This window comes from Microbulbifer maximicatervae (SeqCode), from assembly GCF_052467815.1.
In genome coordinates this window covers 785,001-799,520 of the sequence record NZ_CP174326.1, presented here as the reverse complement: position 1 = coordinate 799,520, position 14,520 = coordinate 785,001, and the positions used below count along the sequence as shown (strand labels likewise).

Annotated in this window: 10 protein-coding genes (1 of these 10 cut by a window edge); 8 read left to right on the top strand and 2 right to left on the bottom strand. The window is 48.2% G+C overall.

Annotated features, from left to right (window positions below):
- Positions 1-54: 54 nt before the first annotated feature.
- From clpB to ACJJIW_RS03350, 3 genes are all read left to right on the top strand, one after another.
- Complete coding sequence (gene clpB, locus ACJJIW_RS03360; RefSeq protein ID WP_413664319.1) at positions 55-2,658, top strand: ATP-dependent chaperone ClpB; 2,604 nt, start codon at positions 55-57, stop codon at positions 2,656-2,658.
- A 207-nt stretch (positions 2,659-2,865) separates the two neighbouring features.
- Positions 2,866-3,972 carry an efflux RND transporter periplasmic adaptor subunit gene (locus tag ACJJIW_RS03355; RefSeq protein WP_444892745.1) on the top strand — a complete coding sequence of 369 codons (1,107 nt, stop codon included), beginning with the start codon at positions 2,866-2,868 and terminating at the stop codon, positions 3,970-3,972.
- An 18-nt stretch (positions 3,973-3,990) separates the two neighbouring features.
- Positions 3,991-7,056 (top strand): efflux RND transporter permease subunit, encoded by a 3,066-nt coding sequence (locus ACJJIW_RS03350; protein ID WP_282934346.1) that lies wholly within the window; start codon positions 3,991-3,993, stop codon positions 7,054-7,056.
- Positions 7,057-7,072: 16 nt separating this feature from the next.
- Here the strand turns inward: ACJJIW_RS03350 and ACJJIW_RS03345 are convergent, their stop codons facing one another.
- A complete protein-coding gene (locus ACJJIW_RS03345) occupies positions 7,073-8,137 on the bottom strand; it encodes a helix-turn-helix domain-containing protein (RefSeq protein ID WP_282934345.1) in 1,065 nt (354 codons plus the stop codon).
- 255 nt (positions 8,138-8,392) lie between these two features.
- Here ACJJIW_RS03345 and ACJJIW_RS03340 point away from each other — a divergent pair, with 255 nt between their 5' ends.
- On the top strand, positions 8,393-9,610 hold the full coding sequence (locus tag ACJJIW_RS03340) for a hypothetical protein (protein ID WP_282934344.1): 1,218 nt from the start codon (positions 8,393-8,395) through the stop codon (positions 9,608-9,610).
- Positions 9,611-9,640: 30 nt separating this feature from the next.
- A complete protein-coding gene (locus tag ACJJIW_RS03335; protein ID WP_282934343.1) occupies positions 9,641-10,720 on the top strand; it encodes a DUF4785 family immunoglobulin-like domain-containing protein in 1,080 nt (359 codons plus the stop codon).
- A gap of 17 nt (positions 10,721-10,737) precedes the next feature.
- Here the strand turns inward: ACJJIW_RS03335 and ACJJIW_RS03330 are convergent, their stop codons facing one another.
- On the bottom strand, positions 10,738-11,205 hold the full coding sequence (locus ACJJIW_RS03330) for a DUF4124 domain-containing protein (RefSeq protein ID WP_282934342.1): 468 nt from the start codon (positions 11,203-11,205) through the stop codon (positions 10,738-10,740).
- A gap of 451 nt (positions 11,206-11,656) precedes the next feature.
- Between ACJJIW_RS03330 and ACJJIW_RS03325 the strand changes: the two genes are divergently transcribed.
- The 3 genes in view from ACJJIW_RS03325 to ilvC are tightly spaced (at most 23 nt apart) and all read left to right on the top strand, a layout consistent with a single transcriptional unit that may run on beyond the window.
- Positions 11,657-13,393: an acetolactate synthase 3 large subunit gene (locus ACJJIW_RS03325; protein WP_282934341.1), complete on the top strand. Its 1,737-nt coding sequence runs from the start codon at positions 11,657-11,659 to the stop codon at positions 13,391-13,393.
- Between the two features lie 11 nt (positions 13,394-13,404).
- Positions 13,405-13,896, top strand: coding sequence for an acetolactate synthase small subunit (ilvN, locus tag ACJJIW_RS03320; protein WP_282934340.1), 492 nt, complete (start codon positions 13,405-13,407; stop codon positions 13,894-13,896).
- A 23-nt stretch (positions 13,897-13,919) separates the two neighbouring features.
- A protein-coding gene (ilvC, locus tag ACJJIW_RS03315; RefSeq protein ID WP_282934339.1) for a ketol-acid reductoisomerase crosses the window boundary here: on the top strand, positions 13,920-14,520 show its 5' portion. Its footprint extends 425 nt past the window's final position; 601 of the gene's 1,026 nt are visible here — the first part of the coding sequence; it begins with the start codon at positions 13,920-13,922; the stop codon falls past the right edge of the window.

Genomic DNA, 14,520 nt, shown 5'->3' with positions numbered 1-14,520 from the left:
TTAGTGCCACTATTGCAGCGCTTTTGAAAAAATCGAGTAAAAGAGGTTTCGTTCATGCGAATTGACCGAATGACAAACCCGCTACAGGCGGCATTTGCTGATGCGCAATCCCTGGCGGTAGGGCGCGACCACAACCAGATTTATCCCGAGCACTTGATTCTGGCACTGCTTAACCAGAACAACGGAAGCGTACCCGCATTCCTGTCACAGGCAGGATTTAACCTAAACGGGTTGCGCAATGATCTTGCTAAGCGGTTGGATAGCTTGCCGCGGGTGACTTCCCCCACGGGTGATGTGGGGATGTCCCAGGAATTAATGCGCTTAATGAATCTCACGGACAAGCGAGCCCAACAAAATGGTGACAGTTTTATTTCCAGTGAAACTGTATTACTGGCGGCTTTCGACTCTGCGGCGGGAGAGATTTCCAAAATCTTAAATGCCAACGGCGACATTAAACAATTAGAGGCGGCAATTCAAAAAGTGCGTGGCGACGAAAAAGTGGATGACCCCAATGCGGAAGAAGCGCGCCAGGCGCTGGATAAATATACTCTCGACCTGACCGAGAGGGCTCTGGCCGGCAAGCTTGACCCGGTGATCGGCCGAGATGATGAAATACGGCGGACGATTCAAGTCTTACAGCGGCGTACCAAGAATAACCCTGTACTAATTGGTGAGCCGGGTGTTGGTAAAACTGCCATTGTTGAAGGGCTCGCTCAACGTATCGTCAATGGTGAAGTGCCGGAAGGGTTAAAGGACAAACGACTTCTTTCCCTGGATTTGGGGGCATTGTTAGCGGGCGCAAAATTTCGTGGAGAATTTGAAGAGCGATTAAAAGCGGTACTCAACGAATTATCCAAACAGGAAGGTCGCATTATTCTCTTTATCGATGAGATCCACACGATGGTGGGTGCCGGTAAAGCTGAGGGGGCCATGGATGCGGGAAATATGCTGAAGCCCGCTTTGGCCCGCGGGGAATTACATTGTGTCGGTGCAACCACTCTGGATGAGTATCGGCAATATATTGAAAAAGATGCAGCACTTGAGCGGCGTTTCCAAAAAGTGCTGGTTGATGAACCAACGGAAGAGGATACGGTTGCGATTCTGCGCGGATTAAAAGAACGCTACGAAGTACACCACGGTGTTGATATTACCGACTCTGCAATTATTGCGGCGACAAAATTATCGCAGCGTTACATCACTGATCGTCAATTACCAGATAAAGCGATTGATCTTATTGATGAGGCCGCCAGCCGGATACGCATGGAGATCGACTCCAAACCGGAATCCATGGATAAATTGGAGCGCCGTTTGATTCAATTAAAGATTGAACGTGAGGCGGTTAAAAAGGATACGGATGACGAGGCGACTAAAAAACGCCTGTCGAAACTGGAAGAAGAGATTCTACAACTGGAGCGGGAATACTCCGACCTTGAAGAGGTTTGGAAGGCGGAGAAGGCACAGCTTGCCGGCAGCCACGACCTCAAGGAAAAGCTCGAGCAGGCCAAGCTCGATATGGAGTCTGCACGGCGTGCAGGTGATCTCAATAGAATGTCTGAATTACAGTACGGTGTAATTCCACAACTTGAACAACAGCTTAAAAGTGCCGCTACCGCTGAAGCTTCTGAAGAACCCCGCCTGCTGCGCAATCGGGTTACCGATGAAGAGGTGGCTGAAGTGGTATCCCGCTGGACGGGTATTCCTGTATCTAAGATGCTCGAAGGTGAGCGTGAAAAGCTACTGCGAATGGAAGATGAGTTGCACAAGCGGGTCATCGGACAGGGGGAAGCGGTGGAAGCGGTTGCTAATGCCGTACGCCGCTCAAGGGCGGGGCTAGCTGATCCCAACCGACCCAATGGCTCATTCTTGTTCCTCGGCCCAACCGGTGTGGGTAAGACGGAATTATGCAAGGCATTGGCTCAGTTCTTGTTTGACACAGAAGACGCCATGGTGCGTATCGATATGTCGGAATTTATGGAGAAGCACTCTGTGGCCCGACTGATTGGCGCACCTCCCGGATATGTCGGTTATGAAGAAGGGGGATACCTGACTGAAGCGGTGCGAAGAAAGCCCTATTCTGTTGTGCTATTAGACGAAGTAGAGAAAGCGCATCCCGATGTATTCAATATTCTTTTACAGGTTCTTGATGATGGCCGCCTGACCGACGGCCAGGGGCGCACGGTGGACTTTCGTAATACCGTTGTCGTAATGACTTCAAACCTTGGCTCAGATTTAATTCAAAAATACGCCACTGCGGAAAATGGTGATGACCTGGACGCTGAAATTCGTTATCGACAGATGAAAAGTGCGGTGATGGAAGTGGTGGGGAACCATTTCAGGCCGGAGTTCATAAATCGTATTGACGAAGTGGTTGTTTTCCATCCACTGGATAAGGCAGAAGTACGCTCTATTGCCGAAATTCAGTTGCAACAACTTTGCCGCCGACTGACAGAGAGAGACCTGAAATTAGAGGTATCTGAAAGCCTGCTGGATAAATTAGCAGAAGTTGGGTTCGACCCCGTTTATGGTGCACGGCCATTAAAGCGTGCTATTCAGGTATGGCTGGAAAACCCGCTGGCGCAAGATGTTCTCGCCGGTAAGTTTTCCCCTGGAGCAACGATCCACGCGGATGTTGAAGGCGATAAAGCCGTATTCCGATAAAAAAGCACTTGGGGGTGCCATATAGTGCACCCCTTAACTCCCACCGATTCCTCACTCTCTCCATATCTATACTCACAGGTGCGCTAATCCGTTTGCTCGGATATTTACGTAGAGGGGCATCCCTCCGTAGCGCATAGTTTCCCTTGCAAGTATCAGTTTATAGTTTTTATTGACGACACCTTACGGGGGCCTGATATCAGTAAGCGTATGTTGCTAATGCTGCTGGGATGCCTTTTGCTCTTCGGCGGAATTTTTGCTTATAAATTTATTGGCAGGCATATGGTGAATCAGTTTATAGACAACTTAGCCCTGCCTGCGGCCACAGTGACTTCAGCAACCGCCCAGTTTCAATATTGGAAGGAAGACCTGAAAGGAATAGGCACTGTTCGAGCTGTTAATGGCGTAGAGGTTACTACCGAAGCTCAGGGGGTTATCAGCGCTATTCACTTCAAGTCGGGCCAGCATGTTAGGAAGGGCGATTTACTGGCGGAAATTTTTGCAGAACCGGAAAAGGCGCAGTTGCAGGTGTTGGATGCAGAGCTTCGCTTGGCCCGTCGCAATTACGTGCGGATCAAGACTCTGCTGGGGCGAGGTGTAACAACCGAAGCAGATTTGGATAGCGCTCGCAGTACTTTGGACCAGGTGGTTGCCAATATAGAAGTGCAACGGGCCAGGGTGGATCAGCGAGTTATCGTGGCGCCGTTTAGTGGAGTACTGGGAATTCGACAAATCGATCTTGGGCAGAATGTAAGTCCGGGGGAGTCTGTTGTTTCTCTACAGCAACTTGATCCTATTTTTGTTGATTTTTCGCTCCCTGAACAAAAATATGCCTTGGTTAAGGCTGGGCTTGCTATTCAGTTGACAACAGATGCTTTCCCTAAAAATACCTACGAAGGAAGAATTACTGCTGTTGACCCCCAAGTGGATAGTGCGAGTAGAAATTTTCTGATTCAAGCTACTCTGGAAAATCCCCAACACGATTTACGTCCTGGAATGTTTGCCCAAGTATCCGTAAAGATAAGTGCACAGCGAAAAGTGCTCGTTATTCCCAGAACCGCATTGGCTTTTGCTCCCTATGGGGTGGCGGTTTTTGTGTTGGAGCCCGATAAAGATGGTGAGCATATGGTCGCAGTTAAACGATTTGTGAAAACTGGTGAGGAACGTGGGGATCTAGTTGAAATTACACAAGGACTTTTGGTGGGTGACATAGTGGCTAGCAGCGGATTACTTAAACTTCGCAATGGAGAGAAAGCGGTTATCAATAATCAGAATCAACCCCCAGAAAGCGCAGACCCCACACCGGAAAATAGTTAAACCTGGAATTTATAGGTTGTGAATTTCACAGAGATTTTCATTCGAAAGCCAGTGTTGGCCTGCGTAGTCAGCCTATTTATTTTTCTATTGGGTTTAAGGTCGCTAACGGAATTAAATGTCAGGCAGTACCCGGAACTTGAAAATGCAGTTATTACAGTAACCACCGTTTATGTTGGTGCCGACTCAGATCTAGTGCAGGGGTTTATTACTACGCCGCTTGAGCAGGAGATTGCTACTGCAGATGGTATCGATTACATGGTTTCCACCAGCGTGCAAGGTCTCTCGACGATAAACGTTTATGTACGTTTTGATTACGATCCAAATGAAGTGTTAACTCAGGTCGTTGCCAAGGTAAATAAGCTGCGCAGTGAATTGCCTGATGAATCAGAGGATTCCAGCGTGGAAATGCAGCAGGGAGAAACCACTGCTGCAATGTACCTTTCTTTTTCCTCAAATATTCTCGCTAATAATCAAATTACGGATTATTTGACACGCGTTGTTCAACCTAAATTGGCGACTATAGCTGGTGTGCAGCGAGCTCGCCTTTTGGGTGACAGTACTTTTGCAATGAGAGTCTGGTTAAAGCCGACAGAGATGGCGGCATTGGAAGTCACACCTGCAGATATTTCTGATGCGCTCAGGGATAATAATATTCTGTCGGCAGTTGGTTCGACAAAGGGAACCCGTGTGGCACTGGAAATACGTGCGGACACAGATATTGCACGTCAGTTGGATTTCCGCAAGCTAGTGGTTAGATCCGATGGGGATAAGCTGGTTCGTCTAGGTGAAGTAGCGGAGATAGAGTTAGGAGCTGAGTCCTATGACAGCTCTGTAACTTTTAACGGGCAGTCTGCCACTTTTATTGCTATTGAGGTGGCACCCGATGCGAACTCCCTTGAAGTTATTAAAAAAGTACGCGAGGAGTTGGAGCAGAAAATTTTTCCACAGTTGCCAGAGGGTATGCTAGGTGAAATTCCTTACGACAGTACTGAATATATTCAGGACTCCATTGAAGAGGTCGTCAAAACAATTGTTGAAGCAGTATTTATAGTAATTTTGGTGATTTATTTGTTTCTGGGGTCAGTTCGCAGCGTATTAATTCCAGCAATTGCACTACCGCTTTCTCTTGTTGGTGCATTCTTTTTAATGTTTTTAATGGGATTTTCCATCAACTTGCTCACATTACTAAGCATGGTTCTGGCAATCGGAATTGTTGTTGATGATGCCATTATTGTTCTGGAAAATGTCCATCGACATATAGAAGAGGGCTTGCCTCCAAAAGAGGCTGCGATCGTAGGGGCTCGAGAGTTGGCATGGCCTGTAGTGGCTATGACTACAACGCTAATTGCAGTATATATTCCTATTGGTTTTCTTGGTGGTTTAACCGGGACCCTATTCATAGAGTTTGCATTTTCCCTAGCTGGCGCCGTATTACTGTCTGGAGTGGTCGCTCTTACTTTATCTCCCATGATGGCCTCGAAAATATTAAAGCCTCGCGATGGTGGAGGTACCCGGTTTGAAATTTGGCTGGAACGCCAATTTAATCGACTTCAGACGAGATTTGAAAAATCGCTCCATTCTTCTCTTGATGAGCGCCGAGTTATTTTGGTTTTCGGCTTAATTGTATTGATAAGTTGTTACTTCTTATTTGTGACGTCCCCTCAAGAGCTTGAACCTACAGAGGATAGGGGGCTTGTTCTTACAATTTCTACTGCCGATGCTTACGCAACTTTAGATTATGTTGAACAGTACAGTGGTGAACTTAATGTCATTGCTGAGAGATTTACTGAGGTTGAAAATCTTTTTCTGCTTAATGGGGCGGGCACCTTCAGTAGTGGTGTTAATAATGCGGTAGCCGGGTTTGTTTTGGCTCCCTGGGAAGGGAGAGACCGTGATACGGAAAAGATGCAGGAGTTGATTAGCAGTGATGTGCAGCAAATAGCCGGGCTAAAAATAGCCGTTGTGGTACCACCAAGTCTGCCAACTGCGGGAGGGCAGCTTCCGGTTGAATTTGTTATCGGTTCTACAGAGCCCATGGAGAATCTGGCATCGGTGGCAAGCGATATTATGACCCGAGCCCTTGAGAGTCGAAAGTTTATTTTTCTAGATTCTGATCTGAAAATTGATAAACCAAAAATTGTAATAGAAATTGATCGTGATAAAGCGGCCAGTATGGGTGTGGAAATGGTGGACTTGAGTCGTGACTTAGGAGCGATGTTATCCGGGGCTTATGTTAACCGTTTTTCCCTGGATAACCGCAGTTATAAAGTTATCCCTCAAGTCGAGAGAGTTGACCGCCTAACCCCTGATCAGTTGGAGCAATATTATATTCGGGCGGTAAACGACAAGTTGGTTCCTGTGAGTACTTTGATAAGGCTCACGGAAACCGTTGAACCACAGCAACTAAAGAGATTTCAACAATTAAATGCCGTCACTATTTCGGGTGTGCCACGCCCTGGGATTACGTTGGGTGAAGCATTGATGGTGTTGGATAATGCGGCTAAAGAAATCTTACCAGTCGAGTATTCTGTAGATTACTCGGGGCAGTCCAGGCAATTCAAAACTGAAGGATCAGATTTGGTGGTTACCTTTTTCTTTGCCTTGATAGTGATTTATTTGGTGTTAGCTGCTCAATTTGAATCCTGGCGCGATCCCTTGATTATGTTGGTCACCGTACCGATGAGTGTTTGCGGAGCGATGATTTTCGTCAGTCTAGGATTGACGACCCTCAATATTTACACACAAGTGGGCCTGGTTACCCTGATTGGGGTTATTTCCAAACACGGCATTCTGATAGTGGAGTTTGCCAATAAGTTACAGCTCTCAGGGCTTGATAAGCGATCAGCGATTGAGCAGGCCACTTCAATCCGTTTGCGACCGATTTTAATGACTACTGCATCTCTGGTTTTGGCGATGGTTCCATTGTTAATAGCGTCGGGGCCAGGTGGAGGAGCAAGGTTTGCAATGGGCTTGGTAGTGGCGACCGGTATGACAATTGGAACGTTATTTACTTTATTTGTCGTGCCGGCGATGTATATGTATCTTGGGCGGAATTTTGAGGCGGAGGCTGTAGCGGCCTCCTGAGTCTCTTTACACTTATTTACGCTTCGAAAATATCTCTGCCGACATTACTGCGACGGAACTCGGAAGGGGTGACTCCCTCATGTTTTTTAAAGAAGCGGGTAAATACTGCGCGTTCGGCAAAATGAAGTTGTACCGCAATGCTTTCTACGGAATCACTGGTTGAGAGAAGGAGTTTCTTGGTCAGAGATAGCGTAACACTGTCTTTAAGCTGCTGGAATGTTACTCCCTGTTCTCTCAATCTGCGCTGTAAAGTGCGGCCACTGGTGCGGAAGTGGGCTGCGGCTTGTTTGATAGTGATTTCTTCACTGAGCAAGTGCTTCTCGAGCCAGGCTCGCAAACTGGCTGCCAGGTTATAGCTGGTCAAAGTATTGTGCAAAACTGCCTTTAAAATATTTCGGCTCTGGCTGCGAATGATTTTATGGTAACTGGGTATAGGGAAGTCCAGTATCTGGGAGCCCAGGATAATCGCATTTTCATCAGCGGAAAATTCAATTGGGCACTGGAAAATCCTCTTGTGGATAGAGTCATCCTCTGGCTTTTCACTGCGTAACTTTAATCCCCGGACCTCGGGAAACCTCGGGTTAAGAGTGCGCAAGAGATCTACTCCACGACTCATCAGCATTTCAGCAATAAAATGATTGACCGGAGCGCTAAAGAGTTCCTGCTGCCAGTTGAGTGTGAGTACTTCCGCATCGGCTTCCTGGTAAGTCTGGAACCGCAGGAGGGGGGCTAGGGTTTGTGAGAGTACAATTTCTGCAGGGCGAAAGATCTCCCTCGGCCGTCTCAAGGAGGGCTGAGCTTCGATAATAGTTTCTTCAAGCCAAAGCATAATTGGGAAGCGACTAAAGCTGAGACCTGGTGAAGTAACAGGGGATAGCGCCAGTATGCTTTCAATTAGAGCATTGAATTCACTGTAATTAAGCCATTCACTCTCTCCTGGATTCCAGCTAAATGAGAATGGCAATCGTTCAATTAGCGCCTCTGTGGGAATGCCGAGCCTGGCGGCGGCAACCACAAAGTAAGGCGCAAATATCTTGGGCACGCCGGCATGGCCGGACATATTTTTATTTTGGTCTCTCATGACTTACTGCCGTCCGGGTGGCGTTGCCGGCATCATAGCAAAGGCGCCTCAAAGCACGAGTATAAATTGAGGAATATGACGAATTGGTCGCTTCGCGTGGCGGATTCGACCCCCCTCTGGCGCCTTTAATCCTATTCCCAAATAGAGCGTAAAGGATAAGTTTTAGTCGTCTGCTGTACATTGCGTTATTCAGATTTTTTAAAACTCTTCAGTCACGAGAGTTACCACTTACTAAAACAATAAAGGAAAATAACAATGGCACTGTCTAAAAGGCTGGGTACAAGCCTGTCTATTTTTTTCTCGGCGATAATTGGAGCTTCATCAGCGGTAGCGGAAAACTGTTATATCCTGGTTCATGGACACGGAGTCGAAGGACACACTACAGGTGAAAGTAATGATGGGAGTTTAGTGCAGCCAGCACTGGACTATTGGAGTGAGGCGGTTTTCGACGAATATTCTAGCAGTGATTTTATTGAACAATTGTTAGTTGATGGCGGCAATTACGGCGTTGTCGGTTATAACTCAACTGATGAAGGTGAATTTCCCTATTGGCATGATGAGACTGCGGGGGAGATTGCTCGTCAAATTATAGAGATCCGCTCTGGTCAGGGGGATCGGTTTGAGCACGAAAACCAGTGCTCGGCAGAGGACACTTTCTGGATTATTTCCCACAGCCAGGGTGCTGCTCAAATGATGTATATCGCGGGTAACGCTGTTGAAGGATCCCCATATTACAATCGCGCCTACAACCAATTCGATACCAATACAGAAATTCAAGAAGTTAAAGAATGTTCTACCACTTGGTATGGCAGTAAATCTTGTAAAACAGTCGAAGAAGAGGTTCGAGTAGCTGGGCTTGATGATAGCTACGCAGTGAGCGTTGCTTTTGATACGGCTATCAGCGGTGTTGCTGCAATTTTCACCACAGGAGGTGCTATTACCGGTACAGAAGGTGTTGATCGGATATGTAATGGAAGCTGGTATGACGATCTGGTCAATGCTCTATTTTTGGGGCGTGAGTGTTCAGCGGTTCGCTATATGCAAACCAATGATGTTTACACGGTAAGAAATTATGTAGGGACTAACCTCGGTGCACCAGTGTATACCATTGGAGGCTACGCAGCCTTCCCGGGGGTGGAAAGTGCTACCTCCATGCTGCTGAATGGTGAGGATGACGGCTATATCAATTTAGCTTCACAAATGAACTGTTCAGGGTCAGCCAAGCGTAATCTATGGTCAAATCTAAAGGAATATGAAACCCTGTTTGGCGTAGCTTACGGCAGTGCAATTTTCTCTTGTGACAACGAGAGTAAAGGCACTGCTCGATCTTACAATTTGGCCAGTATCTATACAGATCATGATGCGCAGCGTAACGGTGGCATTCTATCCCCCGATTATGATTCTATTCCCGATGGACTGGACTGTGGTTCAGGAAAGAACAGCGCGGGTAGAATCTCAGCCTGCACGAATTAACTAAAAAAATAAAAGGCTTCGGAGGTATTGATGTCCACATCAAACAAAGATCGCTCAAAGGCCCGGCTGGCAGGCTGGGGTGTACTGGCCGTAGTTACTGGATTGGTGGGTTACTGGGCCCTGTCTGGTGGTGAAGAGGCAGCGCCCGCTGTTATAGCCAAAGCGAAAGCTGAAGAGCGATCTATCCGAAGTCGTAAGCCAGATAACGTTGAGCCGGCGGGACTGGAGAAAGAGGAAGAGGATCAGTCTGTAAAACTATGGAAGGGAATTCACTCCCTGTCCAACAAGACTGAGTTACACGAATCCCTTCTCTCGGATCTAGCCCGCTTTCATCGCTATCCGCCAGAAAACCGAGCAATTAAAACTCCTGAACAGGACCCGATTACTCAGACATTTGCGGTGGATGAAAGAACCACTCACAGTGAGGAAGGGGATTCTCTGACTATATGGACAGATGAAAAGTTTTATTTGCGTGGGGATACTATTCGGGTTTTTGCCTATCAGACCGATAGTGATGGAGATCGAGTCAGTGCTGACTTGACTGCGTTGTTGGTTTACGAAGACCAACAAGTCGTGGGTACCTTGGCTTTTAGTGATTCGGATGGAGACTTAATCTACGAGGTATTGATGGAGGCGGGCTCCTTTAATAGCCAGGTGCTGGAAGCGGGTATTTTTAAGGTCATTGTGGATACGGATATTGATGGTCTCCGCGATGCGGCAGCATTCACCCTTTCTGAGGATACGGGAAGCTATACAGGATCGCTGCGGGATTCTGTTACTGCCGATGGCAATTTATTAATTGAGGCGGAAGTCGATATCAGCAGAGAGGGGCGCTACTATTTTCAGGGCTCCCTTTATAACGATGAGCAATCCCCGATAGGCACAACGCAAAATGCTCTTGAGTTAACGGCGGGGCGGCACTGGATTCCCCTAGAGTTTTATGGGCTCTTGATTCGCGATGCCGGGCAGGACGGCCCCTACCTGGTGAAACAATTGAGTATTGCCAGGGTGACGGTACCTATGGCAAGGGATAGTGCTTTTGAGCCAGGCTATTACACTGAACGCTATAGCCTGGATCAATTTACTGATAGGCCCTACCAGGAAATGTAGGGAGAATATGGAAGGTTTTAACAGTTATCCCGGATACGTTGTTGAGCGGTAGCTATACGTTGCTGCCGTTCATCTTCACCCAATCTTCTGTAATTTCCATTTTGATCGACTTCGCGAACGCGAGAATTCGCAGTCAAGGAGTTCAGAGATTTTCGAGCTGACTCACAGCGCCTAGCGCGAAGAGCGGCTTGCATTTGCGTTACTTTTTCCTGCTCTTGCTGACGTACGTCGGGCTGCTTTTCAGGTTGCTTGGCTACGGTTCTCTTTGATAGTTCAGCTGGTTCTCGGGGACTGGCGGCCTTCTGTTCAGCTTCCCACTTTTTATACCGCTCTGACCTGGGCTTTTTGATTACGTCCACTTGAGTATTTTCTGGAGGTTGTTCACCAAAATGGACAACGCCATTCTCATCTACCCATTTATAGATGCCATCGGCTTGAGCGGTTATAGCTGTTACTGCAATCAATAGCGCCAGTAAGATACGCATGGTGCTTACCCCTTGTGTTGGTGTTCCTTCCGTCCCTTTATTGTACCGGTACTGGCGGGTTTTCCCGTAACTGTCTTAACACTTTCGCAGACACCTATTGACAGCTAGGGCTCAATTGGCAAAATCGGGGGTTTACTCAGTGACTAGATTTCACCGCACACCCGTGGTTTTGAGTCTAATCCTGATGGAACATCCTCCATCGAAATGCCACTGAGTGGCCCTCCTCACCCCTGGAGGCCTGCTAACCCTGAAGTGAACCTATATAGCTTTGCTTGGGGTTGGGTGTTTATGCGCGATCAGTTCATCCTAAAAATCGGCAGCAAAACACGCAACAGGCTGATATTTGTCACCATTTTCCCCTATAATTGCTGTCTGGCATTCTTGTCAGTAGGCGTTTTATACGTTTTCGGTGATGGCTATCCTAAAAAACAGGAAAATTGAGGAGACTCAAGTGGAATTACTTTCCGGCGGCGATATGTTGGTTCGCGCGCTGCAGGATGAAGGGGTGGATCTGATTTTTGGATACCCGGGCGGCTCAGCGTTACATATCTATGATGCTATTTTTCGGCAGAAGTCGATAAAGCATGTTCTCGTGCGCCACGAGCAGGGCGCTACCCATGCTGCCGACGGCTACGCGCGGTCTACTGGTAAGGCGGGTGTGGTACTCGTGACATCTGGTCCTGGTGCCACGAACGCGATTACTGGCATCGCAACGGCCTATATGGATTCTATTCCTATGGTGGTGATATCCGGCCAGGTACCGAGAGATAAGATCGGTGAGGATGCGTTCCAGGAAACAGATATGGTCGGCTGCTCGCGGCCGATCGTGAAGCACAGTTTTTTGGTTAAAAATGCTGAAGATATCCCTACAATCGTCAAAAAGGCATTCTTTATTGCCAATACGGGCCGCCCCGGCCCCGTAGTGATTGATGTTCCAAAGGATGTAACTAACCCGGCGGAGAGATTCCCCTACCACTACCCTGAAAAATTGCGGATGCGTTCCTATACCCCGGCCGGTAAGGGGCATAGCGGCCAGATTCGCAAAGCGATTGCCATGCTGCTGTCAGCTCGCCGTCCGGTGATTTATGCCGGCGGGGGAGTGGTGCAGGGTGGTGGCGCTGAGCTTCTCACCGAGCTGGCTAGAAAGTTGAACTACCCGGTGACTAATACCTTGATGGGACTCGGGGCGTTTCCCGGTAGTGACAGGCGTTTCTTGGGAATGCTTGGTATGCACGGCACTTTCGAGGCAAATACCGCCATGCATCACGCGGACGTTATCCTGGCTGTAGGAGCTCGTTTTGATGACCGGGTAACTAATACTCCAGGCAAATTTTGCCCGGGTGCCAAAGTTATTCATATCGACGTCGATCCGGCTTCGATCTCTAAAACGATTGTTGCCGATATCCCGATTGTGGGCACGGTTCAGGCTGTCCTTCGAGAGATGCTCGAAGCGCTGAAAGCCAATGATGAGCAGCCGGATCACTCCGCGATAGTTGACTGGTGGCGCCAAATCGATGACTGGCGTGAGCGTCACGGGCTCTACACGGCTCCTCGTTATCAGACTAATGGTGCCCTGATAATGCCGCAGGATGTGATCAAGGCGGTGTATGACATCACAGAGGGTGATGCTTTTGTGACATCCGATGTAGGGCAACACCAGATGTTTGCTGCGCAGTATTACCTTTTTGATAAGCCGCGCCGCTGGATTAACTCCGGTGGGTTGGGGACTATGGGTTTCGGCTTACCGGCAGCCTTGGGGGTGAAAATAGCTCACCCGGATAAAGAGGTTGTGTGCGTAACTGGCGAGGGAAGTATCCAGATGTGTATTCAGGAGCTTTCTACGGCTACCCAATATCATTTGCCAGTAAAAATCCTCTGCCTTAACAATCAGGCTCTCGGGATGGTGAAGCAGTGGCAGGAGATGCAATATGAAGGAAGGCTTTCCAATAGTGTTTACGAGGAATCGCTGCCTGACTTTGTGAAACTCGCCGAGGCATACGGTCACGTCGGGGTGAAAGTGGAGCGTCGTGAAGACCTACACAACAAGTTGCAAGAAGCTTTTGCAATTAAGGATCGCACTGTATTTATCGACGTGTACGTCGACCCATCTGAGCATGTCTATCCCATGCAAGTGCTACCAAATGGCTCCATGCGTGACATGTGGCTGAGCAAAACTGAGAGAACTTAAAGGGTAGGGCGATGCGTAGAATAATTTCGGTTCTGATGGAGAATGAGCCTGGGGCATTGTCCCGTGTTGTTGGCTTGTTTTCCCAGCGTGGCTACAACATTGAAAGCCTCACCGTGGCGCCTACTGAGGATGCGACTTTATCGCGTCTCACTCTGGTGACGATTGGTGACGATCACAAGATTGAGCAAATTACCAAGAACCTAAACAAGCTTATTGATGTTGTGAAATTGGTGGACCTCACTGAAGGCTCTCATATCGAGCGGGAGCTGCTATTGGTGAAAGTGCGAGCCAATGGTGCCCAGCGCGATGAGGTGAAGCGCAGTGTCGATATTTTTCGTGGGCAGATCGTCGATGTCACCAGCAGTATGTACACGGTACAGGTGGCAGGAACTGGCGAAAAACTCGATGCGTTCCTCCAGGCGCTGGGGGAGCACACAATTATGGAAGTGGTGCGATCCGGAGTTTCCGGGATTGCCCGCGGTGAAAAAGTATTAAGTGTATAGAGCAAAAAAGCAGGAATTGAGCGATGCAAGTTTATTACGACAAAGATTGTGACCTTTCTTTAATTCAGGGAAAAACAGTAGCCATTATTGGTTATGGATCTCAAGGCCATGCCCATGCCAATAACCTGAAAGACTCTGGTGTAGCGAATGTTGTTGTTGGGTTGCGCGAGGGGTCTGCTTCCTGGAAAAAGGCTGAAGGCGCGGGCTTGAAGGTAGCTGAAGTTGTCGATGCGGTGAAAGATGCCGACGTGGTTATGATTCTCGCTCCGGATGAATACCAGGCGAATATTTACAAAGAGCAAGTTGCTCCAAATTTAAAGTCTGGTGCAGCACTGGCTTTCGCGCATGGTTTTAATGTGCATTTTGAATTGATTGAGCCACCAGCGGATGTCGATGTCATTATGGTTGCTCCCAAGGGGCCCGGCCATACCGTTCGATCGACCTACCTTGAGGGAGGCGGTGTCCCTACCTTGATTGCGGTTTATCAGGATGCGACAGGTAAAGCAAAAGACTTGGCGCTGTCTTATGCCTCAGCTAATGGTGGTGGCCGCTCAGGTATTATTGAAACCAATTTCCGCGAAGAGACTGAAACAGATCTCTTCGGTGAGCAGGCTGTTCTGTGTG